The sequence below is a fragment of the Psychrobacter maritimus genome (genome assembly GCF_904846345.1).
GTDB lineage: Bacteria > Pseudomonadota > Gammaproteobacteria > Pseudomonadales > Moraxellaceae > Psychrobacter > Psychrobacter maritimus.
In genome coordinates this window covers 525,471-541,467 of record NZ_CAJHAJ010000002.1, presented here as the reverse complement: position 1 = coordinate 541,467, position 15,997 = coordinate 525,471, and the positions used below count along the sequence as shown (strand labels likewise).

The 15,997-nt window shown below is 42.6% G+C and carries 13 protein-coding genes and 1 tRNA gene; 10 read left to right on the top strand and 4 right to left on the bottom strand.

Features of this window, described 5'->3' with window-relative positions:
- The first annotated feature begins 480 nt into the window (after positions 1–480).
- Entirely contained in the window at positions 481–1,833 is a 1,353-nt protein-coding gene (locus JMX50_RS05010; protein ID WP_201628659.1) for a hypothetical protein, read from the top strand.
- Between the two features lie 11 nt (positions 1,834–1,844).
- On the opposite strand, the gene JMX50_RS05005 is transcribed toward JMX50_RS05010, so the two are convergent.
- A complete protein-coding gene (locus JMX50_RS05005) occupies positions 1,845–2,930 on the bottom strand; it encodes a helix-turn-helix transcriptional regulator (RefSeq protein ID WP_201628658.1) in 1,086 nt (361 codons plus the stop codon).
- 287 nt (positions 2,931–3,217) lie between these two features.
- On the opposite strand from JMX50_RS05005, the gene JMX50_RS05000 reads away from it, so the two are divergent.
- Complete coding sequence (locus JMX50_RS05000; RefSeq protein WP_201628657.1) at positions 3,218–5,272, top strand: alkyl/aryl-sulfatase; 2,055 nt, start codon at positions 3,218–3,220, stop codon at positions 5,270–5,272.
- 356 nt (positions 5,273–5,628) lie between these two features.
- Here the strand turns inward: JMX50_RS05000 and JMX50_RS04995 are convergent.
- Positions 5,629–5,715 (bottom strand) — tRNA-Leu (locus tag JMX50_RS04995).
- Between the two features lie 137 nt (positions 5,716–5,852).
- Positions 5,853–6,626, bottom strand: a complete 774-nt coding sequence (locus tag JMX50_RS04990) for a ferredoxin--NADP reductase (RefSeq protein ID WP_201564947.1) — start codon at positions 6,624–6,626, stop codon at positions 5,853–5,855.
- Positions 6,627–7,071: 445 nt separating this feature from the next.
- Here JMX50_RS04990 and JMX50_RS04985 point away from each other — a divergent pair, with 445 nt between their 5' ends.
- From JMX50_RS04985 to gspK, 8 genes are all read left to right on the top strand, one after another.
- Complete coding sequence (locus JMX50_RS04985) at positions 7,072–7,953, top strand: SAM-dependent methyltransferase (RefSeq protein WP_201628656.1); 882 nt, start codon at positions 7,072–7,074, stop codon at positions 7,951–7,953.
- Between the two features lie 70 nt (positions 7,954–8,023).
- Positions 8,024–9,811: a GspE/PulE family protein gene (locus JMX50_RS04980; RefSeq protein ID WP_201628655.1), complete on the top strand. Its 1,788-nt coding sequence runs from the start codon at positions 8,024–8,026 to the stop codon at positions 9,809–9,811.
- A 218-nt stretch (positions 9,812–10,029) separates the two neighbouring features.
- The gene (locus JMX50_RS04975; RefSeq protein WP_201628654.1) at positions 10,030–10,818 is read left to right on the top strand and encodes a TatD family hydrolase; all 789 of its coding nucleotides are present in this window, start codon (positions 10,030–10,032) and stop codon (positions 10,816–10,818) included.
- A gap of 232 nt (positions 10,819–11,050) precedes the next feature.
- On the top strand, positions 11,051–11,734 hold the full coding sequence (locus tag JMX50_RS04970; protein ID WP_068405549.1) for a TetR/AcrR family transcriptional regulator: 684 nt from the start codon (positions 11,051–11,053) through the stop codon (positions 11,732–11,734).
- Positions 11,735–11,943: 209 nt separating this feature from the next.
- Positions 11,944–12,651 carry a prepilin-type N-terminal cleavage/methylation domain-containing protein gene (locus tag JMX50_RS04965; RefSeq protein WP_201628653.1) on the top strand — a complete coding sequence of 236 codons (708 nt, stop codon included), beginning with the start codon at positions 11,944–11,946 and terminating at the stop codon, positions 12,649–12,651.
- 3 nt (positions 12,652–12,654) lie between these two features.
- The gene (gene gspI, locus JMX50_RS04960) at positions 12,655–13,134 is read left to right on the top strand and encodes a type II secretion system minor pseudopilin GspI (protein WP_201628652.1); all 480 of its coding nucleotides are present in this window, start codon (positions 12,655–12,657) and stop codon (positions 13,132–13,134) included.
- On the top strand, positions 13,131–14,042 hold the full coding sequence (gene gspJ, locus JMX50_RS04955; protein ID WP_201628651.1) for a type II secretion system minor pseudopilin GspJ: 912 nt from the start codon (positions 13,131–13,133) through the stop codon (positions 14,040–14,042). Before gspI ends, gspJ begins: the two co-directional genes overlap by 4 nt.
- Positions 14,043–14,081: 39 nt before the next feature.
- Positions 14,082–15,185: a type II secretion system minor pseudopilin GspK gene (gene gspK / locus JMX50_RS04950; protein ID WP_227670916.1), complete on the top strand. Its 1,104-nt coding sequence runs from the start codon at positions 14,082–14,084 to the stop codon at positions 15,183–15,185.
- A 47-nt stretch (positions 15,186–15,232) separates the two neighbouring features.
- Here the strand turns inward: gspK and JMX50_RS04945 are convergent, their stop codons facing one another.
- Positions 15,233–15,913 carry a TetR family transcriptional regulator gene (locus JMX50_RS04945; protein WP_201564940.1) on the bottom strand — a complete coding sequence of 227 codons (681 nt, stop codon included), beginning with the start codon at positions 15,911–15,913 and terminating at the stop codon, positions 15,233–15,235.
- Positions 15,914–15,997 lie beyond the last annotated feature (84 nt).

The window sequence follows — 15,997 nt, the reverse complement described above, 5'->3', positions numbered from 1 at the left end:
AAGTGCGACGGCGGTAAGTTAAACCTATCAAGACAGATAGGTGACATAAGAAGGAGCTGATCATTCAGCTCCTTTTTTTATTGCTTCAAACAAGACTAAAGGACGGAGCGTATAGGATGCCGTAAAAAAATATGGGACTCCCTAACTGTATGAGAGGAAACGCTCTCATTCACTTATAAGGAGTAAATCATGGAAACTTTAAACGCAACACAGCCAGCAATCGAGCAATGCAATCATATACCGCAGCTACTTAGCGTCAAAAAAGTCATAGAATATACAGGTATCAGCCGCTCAACTATCAATTAGACGGCTATTTTTCAACTATAACTGCACAGTAATTAAACTATGACCCGAAATGACATAGTAGTCATAATAGCTGACTCGGATGCACCTATTGAGTAAGTAATGACTCTGTTAGATTTATTAAGTTAGTCGGTATAACGCTAAACAAGGATGTAACTATGATAAACAGGAGTACTTATGCTTAATATAAAAAGGCTTACTTTAACAAGTGCCATAATAGTTAGTGTTGGCTTACTAGCTGCTTGTGGTGACGATAATGAAACCACTGTTACTATTCCAGATCCCAATCCCCCCGAGGGTATTGAGGCTTGTTTTTGGGGAGGTCCTTACAGTATCGATAATCCAGATGCAAACTTCGCTTATCCTGATACTGGCGCTACCTACTGGCATGCAAAATATACCTTACCTAAAGACGCAACCTTAAAGCTAAAAGGTGAGTATCCTTTTGCGCAATATATGTCGTTTAATAGCTATAGACAAGATGCCTCTCCAGCATTTGCATTGAAAGACAAAGACATTATTGCAAATATGGATTCTATTAATCCTTTCCTTCAGGGTGCTCAGCGTAATAGTAATAAACGGGGTTATGAAATTGAATTGGCTAGTGGCGAGGCTCCGATAATACCGCTAAATAATACTTTATATGACTATGTCCAAGATAATGGCGAATCGCTACTACTTTATCGAGTCTATGTTCCTAATAAAGGTAAAGATGTTACCGGTGGTGTAGGTCTGCCTACTCCAGAGTTGACCTTAGGTAACGGTCAAGTATTAACAGGTCAAGCAGTGTGTGACACTCTTCAGTCTAAGCAAGAGTTGATAGAAATCCCAATTTTACCTGATCAAACTTATGCAAGTCTTCGCCAAAACAACCCTGCAACACTAAATCCAATATGGCGTGCGGTCTATAACATCCAGTTTACTCTTAGATGTGGGTTTTTGGGACAGTGCGACGGTAATCCTGTCAGACAAGTGCCTTGGTATGCCAATTTAGATAATCAATACGTTGGAACTTACATAGATAGAGATATTAAACCTATTGCTGTCATACGCGGTAAAATTCCAAAGGTTCCCTCGACAGTTAATGGCGATGAAATATTTGACGAGAGTGACGCTCAAGTACGCTATTGGTCTATGTGTCAAAATGAATTTTATTCCCAAAAAGTAACGGGTTGTTTATACGATGAGCAAGTCACTATCAATCCAGATGGTTACTATACCATTGCTACCAGTTTACCGTCAGATCGTCCAGTTAATGCTACTGATGAATGTGGCGTAGGCTTCCTACCTTGGTCGGATAAAGGCGATGGCTTCTCTATTGTTGCTGGTAGACAGGACAATAAAACAGACGGGTTATTACTTATGAGACATATGCTGCCAGCTGCTGATTTTGACAATGCTATTCAGAATACTTCAGTACCGGGAGACGAAGTAGAAGTATTAGGGGAGTTTTTACCAAAGCTTGAGTACTTTACCAAATCCGAGTTTGAAGCATTAGGTTGTGATGCTTATAAGTCTTTACCTCAATAGGTAGCTACAGCTCAATAATCTGATCTACTATGACTCCGATGCAACTTTTGATAAGCCATCGGAGTCATTGAATACCAGCGTTTAAAAGCTTGGAAGAACTGACTATGAGACTGATACCCCAATAGAAAAGCCACGTCAGTAGCTGAGAGGTTCTGCTCCACCAAGAATTTATCAGCCATCACCTTTTTCGTATGTAGTAGTACTTTTTGAAACGAGGTTTCCTCTTCACGTAACCGTCTTTGCAAGCTACTGACGCTCATATTTAGGACTTGCGCTACAGTCTCACGGGTTGCTTCACTAAGTCCTATGATAGTCATCAAGATATGTTGGCAGCGCTCAGCGTAGCTCAAATCAGGAAACTCTTTATCAAGCATATAGTGCAACGGCCCAATGAAAAAGCTACTTTCAATTGATATGTCAGCACCTGCCGATAAGTTCAAATTTGATTGAGAGCTATAATTTTTCATTAATGGATAATATAAACTATTTTTTTTGCTAGCAAGCTCAGCTGGGATGCCTAAAAGTTTTTTATAGAGCTCACTGCCGTGTGTTGAGTTCCGATGCGCGATAGTAAGTCTTACAGGCTGTAGAGCACTGAATTCGGCTAATATTTTATGTACAGCGAGTATGACACCATCAATTTGATGGTTATTAGCTAGCTTTGGCATACTTGGATTAAAGTCTAACCGTAATAAGCTTTTTTCTATCACTAAAGTAACTTGTATGGACTCGGTGATAATTTTGAAGTAACGGCTAACCAAACGGCAAAGCACAATAAATGGAATCTCTATTTCAGCTTTTAGTAAAGGATTAATGCAAAGTTTTATACCTTTATACAAAGGTAGTGCTTTTACATCAGTGAGTTCCATTATTTTTAGCCCTATGTACTCTTCTTGAAGGAGCTGTACGGCTAAATCAATTTCACGGGTGACAATCTCCAAGGGAACACGATCACCTATAAAAGTATTTAAATCTACTGATAATGCCATGATTTTAGGAATGTCATCAGCACGATTAATCTTAAATAAGTATAAAGCTAGCGCCTTTCGATTAGAAAGCACCATACTTTTATGAACAGTAAATTTTTTGTCTTCCATATTCATTCTCGTTTATCTATGCGCTTAACTAGGGCGTGTCCTCAATTCGATCTATGGACATCTAAATGGGCTAAAAATGGCTAAATTTTGCCAAACTTCGTCAAATAGCTGGGTAATATCCCGATATTAACTGCACTATTTTCCTTGTTTGGCGTCAATTTATCTCATTTTTATCACCATTTTTAAAATGAGGACACGCCCTAATAGAGAAAATATTGTCCAAACTTTGAACCATTGTGTCATTAAAATTTAAACTAATGAAGTTTACTAAAAAAAAGGAATTTGTAATGGTAAACCCCATCTCCTTAAATGGGATTCGTCCTAATGTTTTGAGATCAAGTCGACTGCTACTACTTTGTAGTAGTATGCTGCTAGTAGCCTGTAATAACTCATCAACAACTAAAATAGCTGTTAATGACGGCGAACGTGCTGCAACAGCCAGTACTATAGAAGCAAACCGTCAAGTCGCTAATGAGCTTAATATAGCAGATCAGCAGGATTTCGAAGATGCGCGTCGTGGCCTAATTGCTAGTATAGAGGGCATGCAAATAGCATCTTCATCTGATGCCACTAAAAACGTTTGGGATATGTCTGCTTATAACTTTATTAAAGGCGACGCTCCTGACACCGTTAATCCTAGTCTATGGCGACAGGCTAAGCTTAACAATATTCAGGGATTGTTCGAAGTGACTCCCGGTATTTACCAGTTACGTGGTTTCGATTTGTCCAATATGACCCTTATCAAAGGAGATAGTGGCTGGATTGTAGTCGATACGATGACTTCAAAAGAAACGGCAAAGTACGCTTTTGATTTTGCCATGAAGCATCTGGCTAAGCGTTATCCAAATACGACTAACATTAGCGCTATTATTTTTACCCATAGTCATATTGACCACTTCGGTGGGATATTAGGTATTATCAGTCAAGAAGATATTGCCAAACAGAACATTCCAGTGATTGCTCCTGGTGGATTTATGGAAGAAGCAACCAGTGAAAACATTATTGCTGGTACCGCGATGAGTCGTCGTGCCGTTTATATGTACGGTAAAGATTTAGCACGTGATGAGTACGGTCATGTCGATACAGGTTTAGGTAAAGGTCCAGCCTTTGGTCAATTTAGTATTACTAAGCCTACCCAACTCGTTAATGCTACACCTACGAACCTAAAAGTAGACGGGGTAGATTTTAATTTTCAATATACCCCAGAATCAGAAGCACCAGCGGAGCTGACTTTTTATCTGCCTAAATACAAGGCTTTTGGCGGAGCTGAGCTAGTCTCACGCAATATGCATAACCTCTATACTTTACGAGGTGCGAAAGTTCGTGATGCGATGAAATGGAGCAGTTACATTGAAGAGGCGCGTAACTTATTTGCCGACGCTGATATTTACTTTGCTAGTCATCATTGGCCTATGTGGGGTCAAGAAAAAATCCAAACCTTTTTGACCCAGCAGCGCGATACGTATAAATTTATTCATGACCAAAGCGTACGTCGAATGAATAAGGGTATGACGCCTGGTGAGATTGCAGAAGATATAAAGTTACCACCGAGTTTAGCCAAAGTATTCTCTAATCGTGAATATTATGGCACGGTCAAACATAATGCACGCGCTGTCTATCAGAACTATCTTGGCTGGTATGATGCCAATCCTGCGCATTTAGATCCGTTGCCTGACTCGCAGCGAGCGAGTGCTTATGTAGCGATGATTGGTAGTGAAAAGATGCTAGCACAATCACAGACTGCATTTGATAAAGGAGATTATCGATGGAGTGCTGAATTATTGAACCATCTGGTATTTGCTGAACCAAATAATATGGCTGCCCGAAAACTACTTGCTAGCAGTTACGATCAGCTTGGATATCAAGCAGAGTCAGGACCTTGGCGCGATGTTTATTTGACAGCAGCGCAAGAGCTTCGTCAAGGCACTCCTAATACAGGTATTGACATGGCTTCTATGAAAGGTGTTTTCTTGCAAACACCCGTATCGAATTTCTTTGATACCCTAGCAGTTCGCCTAAAATCTGAGGACGCTACTGATAAAGACTGGCGTATCAAGATCAATTTTACTGATTTGAATGAAAGCTATTTATTATGGGTAGAGAATGCCGTTCTACATCATCGGTTATTAGATAACAAGATTCCATTACAACGAGAAGTCAATGCTACGCTCAGTCTTACTCATCCTTTGTTTATTGATATGTTAATCGGTGAAGCAGGGGTTAAAAAAATACTATTGTCTGATGAGTTGACTATTGATGGGAGCAAGATAGATTTAGTGAGGTTCTTAAGTCTATTTGAGAAACCGCCGACATCTTTCGGTATAGTACTGCCAGAGGCCTAAAGCTCTCGGATTTCTAATATTCGTTAAAGTGATAACTGTTGTAGTAGCCTTTGATACCCGTAGGTAATTTAACTACTAATTTAGCTACTAGTTGTCAAACCATTCCTGACATGACGGTTCTAGTAGGAAGGGAGCTTATTTTATTATTCTAGAGATGCTGTTATTAACCTTTGCACTTGCGGCTGATAGGTTTACGTATTTCCATAGCTGCCACCCCAATGTACATTTAAAAACCAGTGTACATCAGATGCATGGATTAGGATAGATAGAGCTGGACAGTATAGAACGCCAGATACAACAAAGCCCCTGATATCAGGGGCTTTGGCGGCTCTATAAGATAGTATAGAACTAGGTATTGGTACCGGTGGTCGGACTTGAACCGACACGCTTTTAAAGGCAACGGATTTTGAATCCGTCATGTCTACCAATTCCATCACACCGGCGTGTTAGGTAATAAAGTTTATATTGCAAAACATTATCGAATTGGGCTACAGGGTTAACTCTGTATAGGCTGCGTATTATAGCAGGCTATTTTTAGCCGTCAAGAATTATTTATCATATTTACGATAAAAATTCATTTTTAACCAACGAAGGCACGTTCAACCACATAATCTGCCTGTACACCCATGCGTGGAGAGACGGTCAGGCCAAAATCATCTAAAATCGATGACACTTCAGCGTTAAACGGCATACTACCGCAAATCATAACGCGGTCATCCTCTTTATTCATCGGAGGCAGACCGATATCTTCAAAGAATTTGCCCGATTTCATCAGGTCAGTGATACGGCCAGTATTTCTAAACTCTTCGCGGGTGACGGTAGGGTAATAAATGAACTTTTTACGGAAATCTTCACCAAAGATTTCATCATTTGGCAGCTCTTCTTCGAACATTTCACGATAAGCTAAGTCTTTGACCTGACGCACACCGTGTACCAAAATGATTTTTTCAAAACGCTCATAAACTTCAGGGTCACGCGCTAAGGCTAAAAATGGCGCCAGCCCTGTCCCTGTTGACAGCATATATAAATGCTTACCCGGTAATAAATCGTCCAGTACCAAAGTACCTGTCGGCTTTTTACTGACCAATAGCTCATCGCCAACTTTGATATGCTGCAGACGTGAGGTTAATGGACCGTCTTGTACTTTAATAGAGAAAAATTCCAAATGTTCTTCGTAGTTAGGGCTGGCAATCGAGTAAGCGCGCAGTAGCGGTCTACCATCGACAACGATACCAATCATTGCAAACTCGCCATTACGAAAACGTAAACCGTCGTCGCGAGTGGTTTTGATGCTAAATAATGCATCGTTCCAGTGATGAACCTCTGTGACCGTTTCGGTGCGGAGTTTTGACATAAAGCCCTCGTTAGTAAGTGGTAATGTGTATTCGCCAATTGAAATCTGTATTAAATAAAAAAGTTTAACGTTATGTAACGTTTTAATAAAATAAAGCGTTTATTGAGTCAGACAAGCAAATGCAAGCTGCAAAAAACCGTTATTTTAACATTATTATCAGGTTTTATAAGACGTCAGGTTTTACTAAATGACAGCCCTGCCTATAACCGTAAGTGCTGACGCCGTACTTTATGAATGCAGGTCTATGAATACAGGTTTGTGAATCCTGCTATATGAATGCAAGCCATTCTCAATAAATTTCTCGCTCATCATAACAAACTTTAAAGTAAAAATCCGTCTGGCTGCCTGTCTGTAGCATGATAAAATGGAATATCGTTAGCGAATAATTTTCTATGATTGGCGCGTGCCATTTATTATTAGCCATTTATTTTTTGGGATTGGATTTATGACTTGTCAGACTACGGCGCTTTTAAACCATCATATCTCACCTATTATTGGCTACCACCGTGCGCCGCTGTCGCAAAAATTTGGTGCACCAAGGCAGCCGAATTTGGTGGCATTGCTCAGTGTGATTGAAATGCTCGCGCCTTATGATACGCGAGCGGCATTTATCGGGCTGGAGGATTTTAGCCATATATGGGTAAGTTGGCAGTTTCATCATAACTATTTATATAAAGACAAGTTGCATAAAGACAAGCAGGCAAGCTCAAACGATGATAATCAAAAAGAGAAAGTGGAGAGCGCTTTTCGCCCGCAAGTTCGCCCGCCGCGCTTGGGTGGCAATCAAAAAATAGGCGTATTTGCCAGTCGCAGTATGTATCGACCTTCCGCGCTCGGGTTATCTGTGGTCAAGCTTGAACGCATTGAGATTGTAGAAGGTCGGGTGTTACTTATTATTAGCGGTGCTGATATGATAGATGGTACGCCCATCATCGATATCAAGCCTTATGTGGCTTACAGTGATGCATTGCCTGATGCCCAAAGCGGTTTTGCGCCCTCTGCGCCCCACTTATTGGATGTGACGATTACCAAATTGGGTTATGAGCAGTTTGGGCAAATTATCGCCAATCAAAGTGCGGATAATATAGCAGCAGAAAATGCTCAAAATAAGCAATCATCAGTCAAAGCAGTCATTGATAAAACTCAAAAACAGTTATTAAGGTCTGATATTGATACTATCAAAGCGTTAATAGCACAAGACCCACGCCCTGCTTATCGGCGTAAAGAGATACATACATCATTTGCCATGCGTTATAAATCTGTCGATATCAGCTTTCAATTGCTGGAATCGGGTGAACTACAGATAACGAATATTGTCGCAGTATAATTAAAGTAAACATCACCGCCGACCAAATGCCCTAAACCATAGAAAAATGCAACTATAGAAGAATAAAACTATGCCTGCTCAAAAATATTCGATAGTGATTGATTTACGTTGGTGCCTAGATGAATTGTTGGCAGATAGGGTGATTGATCAGCGCGGCTATAATCTCGTTATTACCAGTCGCCGTAATAAGGCGCAGCATCCGCTCTTAACGATTAGTGAGTTTGGGCTGCCAAATGGTCACGCGCTTGATAGTAATTCTGAGAATAAATTAACGCTGGCATGGCTTAATCAATGGTTGGCTGCCAAAGCGGATATGCCGCTGGTGCGTATTGACCCGTTAAAGGTCGATGTACCGGCGGTAACGCAGCTGATGTCGTTTGAGTATGCGCGCTCGCAGCATATTTTACCGATTGAAGTAACGCTTGATGAAGTGGTTATCGGTACTGATCAACCATTTTATACCGATTGGCATGGCAATATTGAAAAGCTCATTAAGTCAAAAAGCTATCGTACAGTCTTTATTAATCCTGAACAAATCAATCGCTATCGGCGAGAGTTTTATCAAGTCACGCAAGCGATTGCAGGCGCGAACTCCCTACATAAGCGCGCAGCAGCGGACGTCACCAATGTCGAAGCTTTATTGCAGCTGGGCGATAACACCAATCCAGATGCCAATGACCAACATATTGTCAAAGTGGTCGATTGGCTATTGCAATATGCCTTTGAGCAACGTGCCAGTGATATTCATCTAGAGCCACGCCGCGAAACAGGCAAGGTGCGCTTTCGTATTGATGGGGTGCTACATAGCGTGTACGAGATGCCACTCGCCATTATAGTGGCGGTGACCGCACGTATTAAAATTTTGGGGCGGCTTAATGTCGCAGAAAAACGTAAGCCACAGGATGGACGTCTAAAAACGCGTACGCCAAAAGGCCTAGAGACCGAACTGCGTCTCTCTACCATGCCGACTGCTTTTGGTGAAAAGCTTGTCATGCGGGTATTTGACCCAGAAGTGCTGGTGCGCTCATTTGCCCAGCTTGGTCTGTCGGGTAAGCAGCTTGAGACGTGGCATGAGCTGACCGCGCATCCAAACGGTATTATATTGGTTACCGGTCCGACCGGTTCAGGTAAAACGACCACTTTATATAGTACGCTGAAGCAACTCGCCACCGAGCAGGTCAATGTCTGTACGATTGAAGATCCGATTGAGATGATTGAGCCCGCCTTTAATCAAATGCAGGTCAATCCAGGGGTTGATTTACATTTCGCTGATGGTATTCGCTCTTTGATGCGCCAAGACCCTGATATTATTATGGTTGGTGAGATTCGTGATGCTGAGACCGCCAATATGGCGGTGCAAGCATCGTTAACAGGGCATTTGGTACTATCGACTCTGCATACTAACGATGCGCCAAGCTCAATCACCCGTCTGCATGATTTGGGTATTCAGCCATTTTTAACCTCAGCGACTATATTGGGCGTGATGGCACAGCGTCTATTACGGACATTATGCCCGCATTGTAAGCAAGCCGTTGATGTTGCGGCAGATAGTGAGATTGCTATTCAATGGCAAGAACTGGTACAGCCTTGGCGCGCCCCAGTGCCAGCACAAGTTTATAAAGCGCAGGGTTGTGAGCACTGTCGCCATACCGGCTATCAAGGTCGCGTTGGTCTGTATGAGATCATGCCGTTATCAAATGAGCTAAAAAAACTGGTCGCCGCTGATGCCAATTTAGATGCGCTTAAGCAGCAAGCTTACCGTGAAGGCGTACAGCCGCTGCGCTTATCTGGGGCAAAGCGTATCAGTGAAGGGGTGACGACCATAGAAGAGGTGATGCGCGTGGTGCCGTTACATTGACAATTGCATTGATAACTGCCCTTTAAATGTAAGCGCTTTAAAAAATGTATTCTTTGAAAAATATACGCTGATGAGAAAAGGGTTTAGAAGCACGTATATAGGCGTTTGTTAAACACCCCTTGAAAACAGTGCTATTCAGAGCAATTAATACTATTACGATTACCAAATCCATATTGTAAGATAATTCTACTTATTGATTTTTATTAACGAGATTGTTTATGTTTACTGATAGCCACTGCCATCTAAACCGTTTAGATTTAACCAAGTATGATGGTCAATTGTCCGGCGCAATTGCTGCGATGAAAGAAGCCAATGTCACCCGTGCGATGGCCATTATGTGTGATTTCGCTGAATATAATGAGATTGCCAATATCGTCAACACTTATGGGGACGAAACGCTAAATCTTGGCATGAGCGTCGGCATTCATCCTTGTGAAGATATCAGCGTCTTACAATCAGCGACGGTTGAGCGCTTAATTGAAACCGCTGATGCGGACCATGTATGGGCGATAGGGGAAACGGGGCTGGATTATTACTGGTCGACAGAAAACAAAAAAGAGCAACAAGCCAGCCTTGCGCGTCATATTCATGCTAGCCAAAGCTTGAAGAAACCTCTAGTCGTGCATATGCGTGATGCTAAAGAAGATACGCTTGATATCCTAAAAGCGGAAGGCGCTGAACACGGTATCATTCATTGCTTTACCGAAGACTGGGAAACCGCAAAACGAGCATTAGACTTAGGATTTTATATCTCATTCTCAGGCATTGTTAGCTTTAAAAGTGCGCAAATGATTCAAGATGCTGCAAAAAATATGCCCAAAGATAGAATACTTATCGAAACGGATAGCCCGTATTTAGCACCGGTTCCTAAACGTGGTAGACCCAATGAGCCAGCATACGTGCCATATGTGGCACGCTATCTTGCTGAGATGTACGGCTGTAATAGCGAGGAAGTGGGTGCAATGACTGCAAAAAACTTTGAGAATTTACTGGCACAGTACCACTAAAATGGTTATGCTATGACCACTCAGTCATTTATTAGCTAGTCTTCTGGTTTTGTTCTATAAGTATTCATAATACTGAACTTAACCTTATGATTATCAATGACTATTTAGCAAACATAAGCATATTTCCTTGGATGATATTGGCGTAACCGTTGTATGACTTATACACGCGCTGCCGATATACCGATGTAAATGATGGTCATATGCATGATATTGTCAGATTTTAGGAGAGATTATGAGTCGTCAGCACCAGTTCAAGGCACGAGAAGAGAATATCTTAGCGATGGCAGAGCAATTGCTACTTGAGTCAGGCGATGGTGATATCACTTTGGACAGTTTGGCCGACCAGCTTGATTTGGCTAAAGGCACCTTGTATAAGCATTTCTCCAGTAAAGATGAGCTCTACCTGCGTATTATTATTCGTTATGAAGAGCAGTTATTTGAGATTAACCGTATTGATGACTGCCCGTCGGCAGGTGTCGCACGTATGATTTTTCAGCAATTGTTTAATCCACAAAAAGCCATGCTCCTTAACCAAATCGAAGAGCGTTTGGCGGCATCGGTGACGGGTTTGAATCGCTTATTCGGCGAGCTTTACGATATTCGTCGTCAGCGCATGAAGCGTTTGATTGATATTATCAGTGCGTATTTACAAGAGCAGCATAGTAGCTTAAGTACGCGCGATTATTTGTCCTCGATTTGGGCGATGGGTCAGGGCGGCGCAGGATTATTAAACTCAAGTTTTTATCAGCGCTACTTAGGTCGCCGTGATACTTTGCGTTATGCCTTTGTGCAGCAAATGCTTGAGTTGCCAAGCCATTATCCAGCCGCCGATGACGAAGTGATGGATGAGGATATGCAAGAATTGGTGGAGCAAATCGATACTGAGTCAGAAGAGCACCGTAATACCAATTACTAGATTCCTATTATATTTTTAATGTATTGAGTTATTTTTTATAAAATCCGTGTTGTTATATTCTGTATGGCAGCACGTTAAATTTATCTTCTAACATGTGTACAGATTTATTTTTTTAATCAGTCATATCTATCGTTTTATCTCCATCATACTCATACCACCCAATTCAGTGTCATTTCTAATAAAATGACGCCATTCTAGATGACTTCTGTATGTCAAAACCGACTTCCTCAATTTCTTCAATAGCAGCTCCTCATGCGCACAGCCACATCGGGCAAGCGGGCTTTACCCTTGTCGAAATAGTAGTGGTGGTCGTTATTCTATCCATATTTGCTGGCATGATGAGTTTGTCGGTCGGTAGTAGTGAATCGCGCAAAAACCGTGCTTTTTATGAGCATTTAACGGATTCATTGAGCTATGTACGATTGTTGTCCGCTGAGCGTATGCAGCCCATGGGTTTGAGCTTACAAGCTGATAAACAAGGTCAAGTCACGCCCGTCATTGTCACTCTATCTAATCCTTATGTTGCTTATCAAACTCAGGCTTCCACCTCTTCTAGGGGAGACAGCACACCTAAGAACGCCATGGAGCTGTCAGCAGATTTGACGAGTATGTCAGCTGCTGCTGCAGATAAAGCACCCACACCAAGCTGGGAGCTTGAGCCAGAAGTTAGCTTGCCTGCACTGCCTACGGATGTGAGCTTAAGCGTGCAAAGCTTGGATGCGGGTAATCAGGCAAACGCAGGCCAAACGCAAGCGCTGCAGCCGTGGTTTACCGACCAAAACGTACCGCAAGTACTATGGTTTGGGACAGGGCAGGCCACGCCGGTAACGATTGAGGTGCGCCATAATTCGCGTTTGGTGGGTGAGGTGATTACGATTATGCCTGATGGCAGTATGTCGATAGGGCAAGGGCGCTAACTTATGATAGATAATGATAAAGCCAAATCGAACTATACAAACCCAAAGCCCGCTCTATCAAAATATGAGCGCGGATTTACCCTGATTGAGGTCATGGTTGCTTTAGCGATTTTGGCGGTCGTTGCCGTTGCCGCGAGCCGTGCGAGTAGTGCGTATTTAAGCTCAGTCGATGTCTTGCGCACTCGTACGCTAGCGCAGTTTGTTGCCCAAAACGCGGCAGCGGACTTGCGTATTCAAGATACGTGGCTGACGGCCAACAAAACCCAAACTATCAATGCCCAAGGTCGCGATTGGCAAGTGACAATGACTGCCACAGATGCCATCACACCCGCATTAAAGCAGGTAAATATTACTGTTGCACCCATTATAGATGGACAGACACGCAGCGCAGTAACGGATATCAACGTGATGCTAAGTAACGCTAAGCAAGAAGTCGGTAGTTTGGATTTGAGCCGATTAAACCCTAATGGAGGCAATCCATGAAATCAAATCATGGCTTCACCTTGCTTGAGCTGATGGTTGCGATGGCGATATTTGCCATGCTAGCGGTTGCAGGCTGGCAAGTATTTGATGGTGTTAACCGTGCGCGCGAACGGGCGCAATTTCATGCGGATAATTTAGCAGTTTTGCAATATGCCTATTTGCAATTACAGCAAGATATGAACCAAATGATTCCTTATCAGGCAGTGGATACGCAGGGTGCTAATTCCTTAATTAATAACGCATCAACTAATAACGCTGCAACTAACAATAATAGTAGCAATCAAGAAAATACACCAGCGCCCGAACCCTTTATGAGCCTAGACGGCGCACGTATCAGCTTTGTGCGTTTTGCCGACCCTGACCCACGTTATCAAAGCAGCGCTAGTGTGCAGCATATCGAATACATTTTTGCTGATGAGCGCTTAATTCGTCGTCAATATACCAGTCTTGCCGGTGGCAGTGACAGCATTAGTCTAGATAGTATATTGCTTGAAGGCGTCACGGCTGGGCACTGGCAAGCTTATTTACCTGAATTAAGTGCCAAATTCCCTAATAAAGATAGCAGCAACAATACTTTAGCAGCGCAGACGGCAAATTCAGCCAATGCACCCTCTGAAATTACGCTACTGCCAAAAGGGATTGTGCTCAACTTTACTTATCAGGATATGCCCATTACTTGGCAATGGGCACTTACTCCGCAACCAATCCCAAATATAAGTACAAATACCAGCAATAAAAATATTCCTAACAATCCTAATGCTAATAACCCTAATGGCAATGGTAACGATAGTAATAACAATAATAACGGCAATAGTAATGATAGCACCAATAACGATAATGCAGCCAATGGCAATGTAGCAGATAATAACTCAGGCAACGCTACTGAAAATGCCCCATTTGGTCAATGATAGAGACTGTTTATGCCAACTAAGCCACAAATGAGGCCAATGATGCCTATAACCTCTATGAAAGCCAACGCTCAACGTGGGGTTGCGCTGCTGACTATTTTGCTATTGGTGGTCAGTATTACTGTGGTTGCAGGAGCGATGCTTGCCAGCCAAAAGATTGCCATTAGGCGTAGCGGCTTATTGTTTGACCAAAACCAGCTCTTACAAGATATCAACGCAGGTCAGCAATTGGCCGTTACCTTGATTCGTGCTGATGCTAAATTAAATGATACCGATAGCGCGCAGGATATTTGGGCGCAGCCAATACCGCCTTATACGCTAGGCAGACATAGCATCGGCATCGAATTACGCGATGAGGGCAGTCGTTTTAATATTAATAATTTATATCACAATGGCGCCGTTGATACTGCCGCATTGGCCGTCTTTCAAAGGTTACTCACGCAGCTAAATTTAGAGCCTGATATCGCCATTGCCGTCCTTGATTATCAAGATGGCGACAGCGAGGTCTATCAAGATGGCGGTGATGAAAGTGTGGTTTATGCTCAGCAGGCTAATAGCGGCGTGGACAACATTTTACCCAATCAAGCCTTGCTTAGTATCGATCAATTAGCAGAAGTGAAGGGTATCAATGCGCAAGTATTAGCGGCACTGCGTCCCTATATCACCGCGGTGCCGTATTATTTACCCATTAATATCAATACCGCCAGCCCCGTTTTGCTGGCCGCTTTGCTAGAGGGTGCGAGCAGTCAGCAAATGCAGAGCATCGTTGAGTTGCGAGCAAAGCAGGCATTTGGCTCTATTGATGATATCTGGCAGTTGCCGATATTAAGTAGTGTAAAAGCAGAGCAGCGTAAGGCATTAACACCATTATTAGCGGTTGATAGCCAAGCTTTTATGGCGCTTATTACCGCTAGTGATAATGCAGATGGTGGTCAGGCAAGACAACGCTTTGCGACCATTGTTATTAGCAAAACGGCCGCTGATGGTGAAATAGCAAATAGCAGTAATAACAGTAATGAAAATAGCAATGATGCTAATAACGCTGATAGTAATGCGAAAAACGCTCAAAATACTGACAATAAAAAGCCCAAAGAGGTACGCGTGGTGACGCAGCGACTTTGGGCTTTTAGGCCAGTTTTCTAATGGTTATAGATAGCCAATGCTAAATAACGTGCAAAAATTAAGCCCAATTAATCACTTAAACGGGTTTCTTCAGTAGATTTCCAGTTGTAAGCACCATAAAACAGCATCTGTGCTTGCCGTGTACAATTATGCAGCATCAGCTGTTTTTTATCTTCAATATCAGCCAAGTCGACTTCATCATCATGGTCTTCGGTATAGGTCAGCTCTAGCCAATCAATAATCCAGGAAAAGAACATATTGACCCCAGCCTCAGCCAATAGCCTGCGGTCATAAGTATTGATATGGGCAAAAGCAGGTTGTAGGGCTAAATCGTCTGCTAGACTCTGCCCGTGGTTTTTAATCAGCTCATTGATGGCTTTGCGTACCGCTTCTGAGCCGCCATAGCGTTCACTGACTAAAAATTGCCAATAGCACGGCTGCTCGCTGACCATATATAAAAACATCTGGATACTTTTAGCGATTTGACGCTCAAAGCTACGTTTGCGACCAATTTGCAGGTTGTCACTTAAGGTTGCTAGCGTACCGCCCAACTCTTCGATAACCAAGGCACGGCCGAGCGATTCCATGTCATCAAAATGGCGATAAAAGGCGGTCGGCACCACGCCAACCTCGCGCGTGACTTGTCTGAGACTGATTGAGCTAAAAGATTGCCCCGTCATACATAAATCGAGCACCGCATTAAAAAAAGCGTGCCGTGTTTGAAGTTTCTTTTGTTCGCGACTACTCATAATATTTCAAAATTACCTGATAGAGGTCTATCATACTCATTTCATTGCGAAAATACGAATGAAATAGACGGTTATCGTTGATTG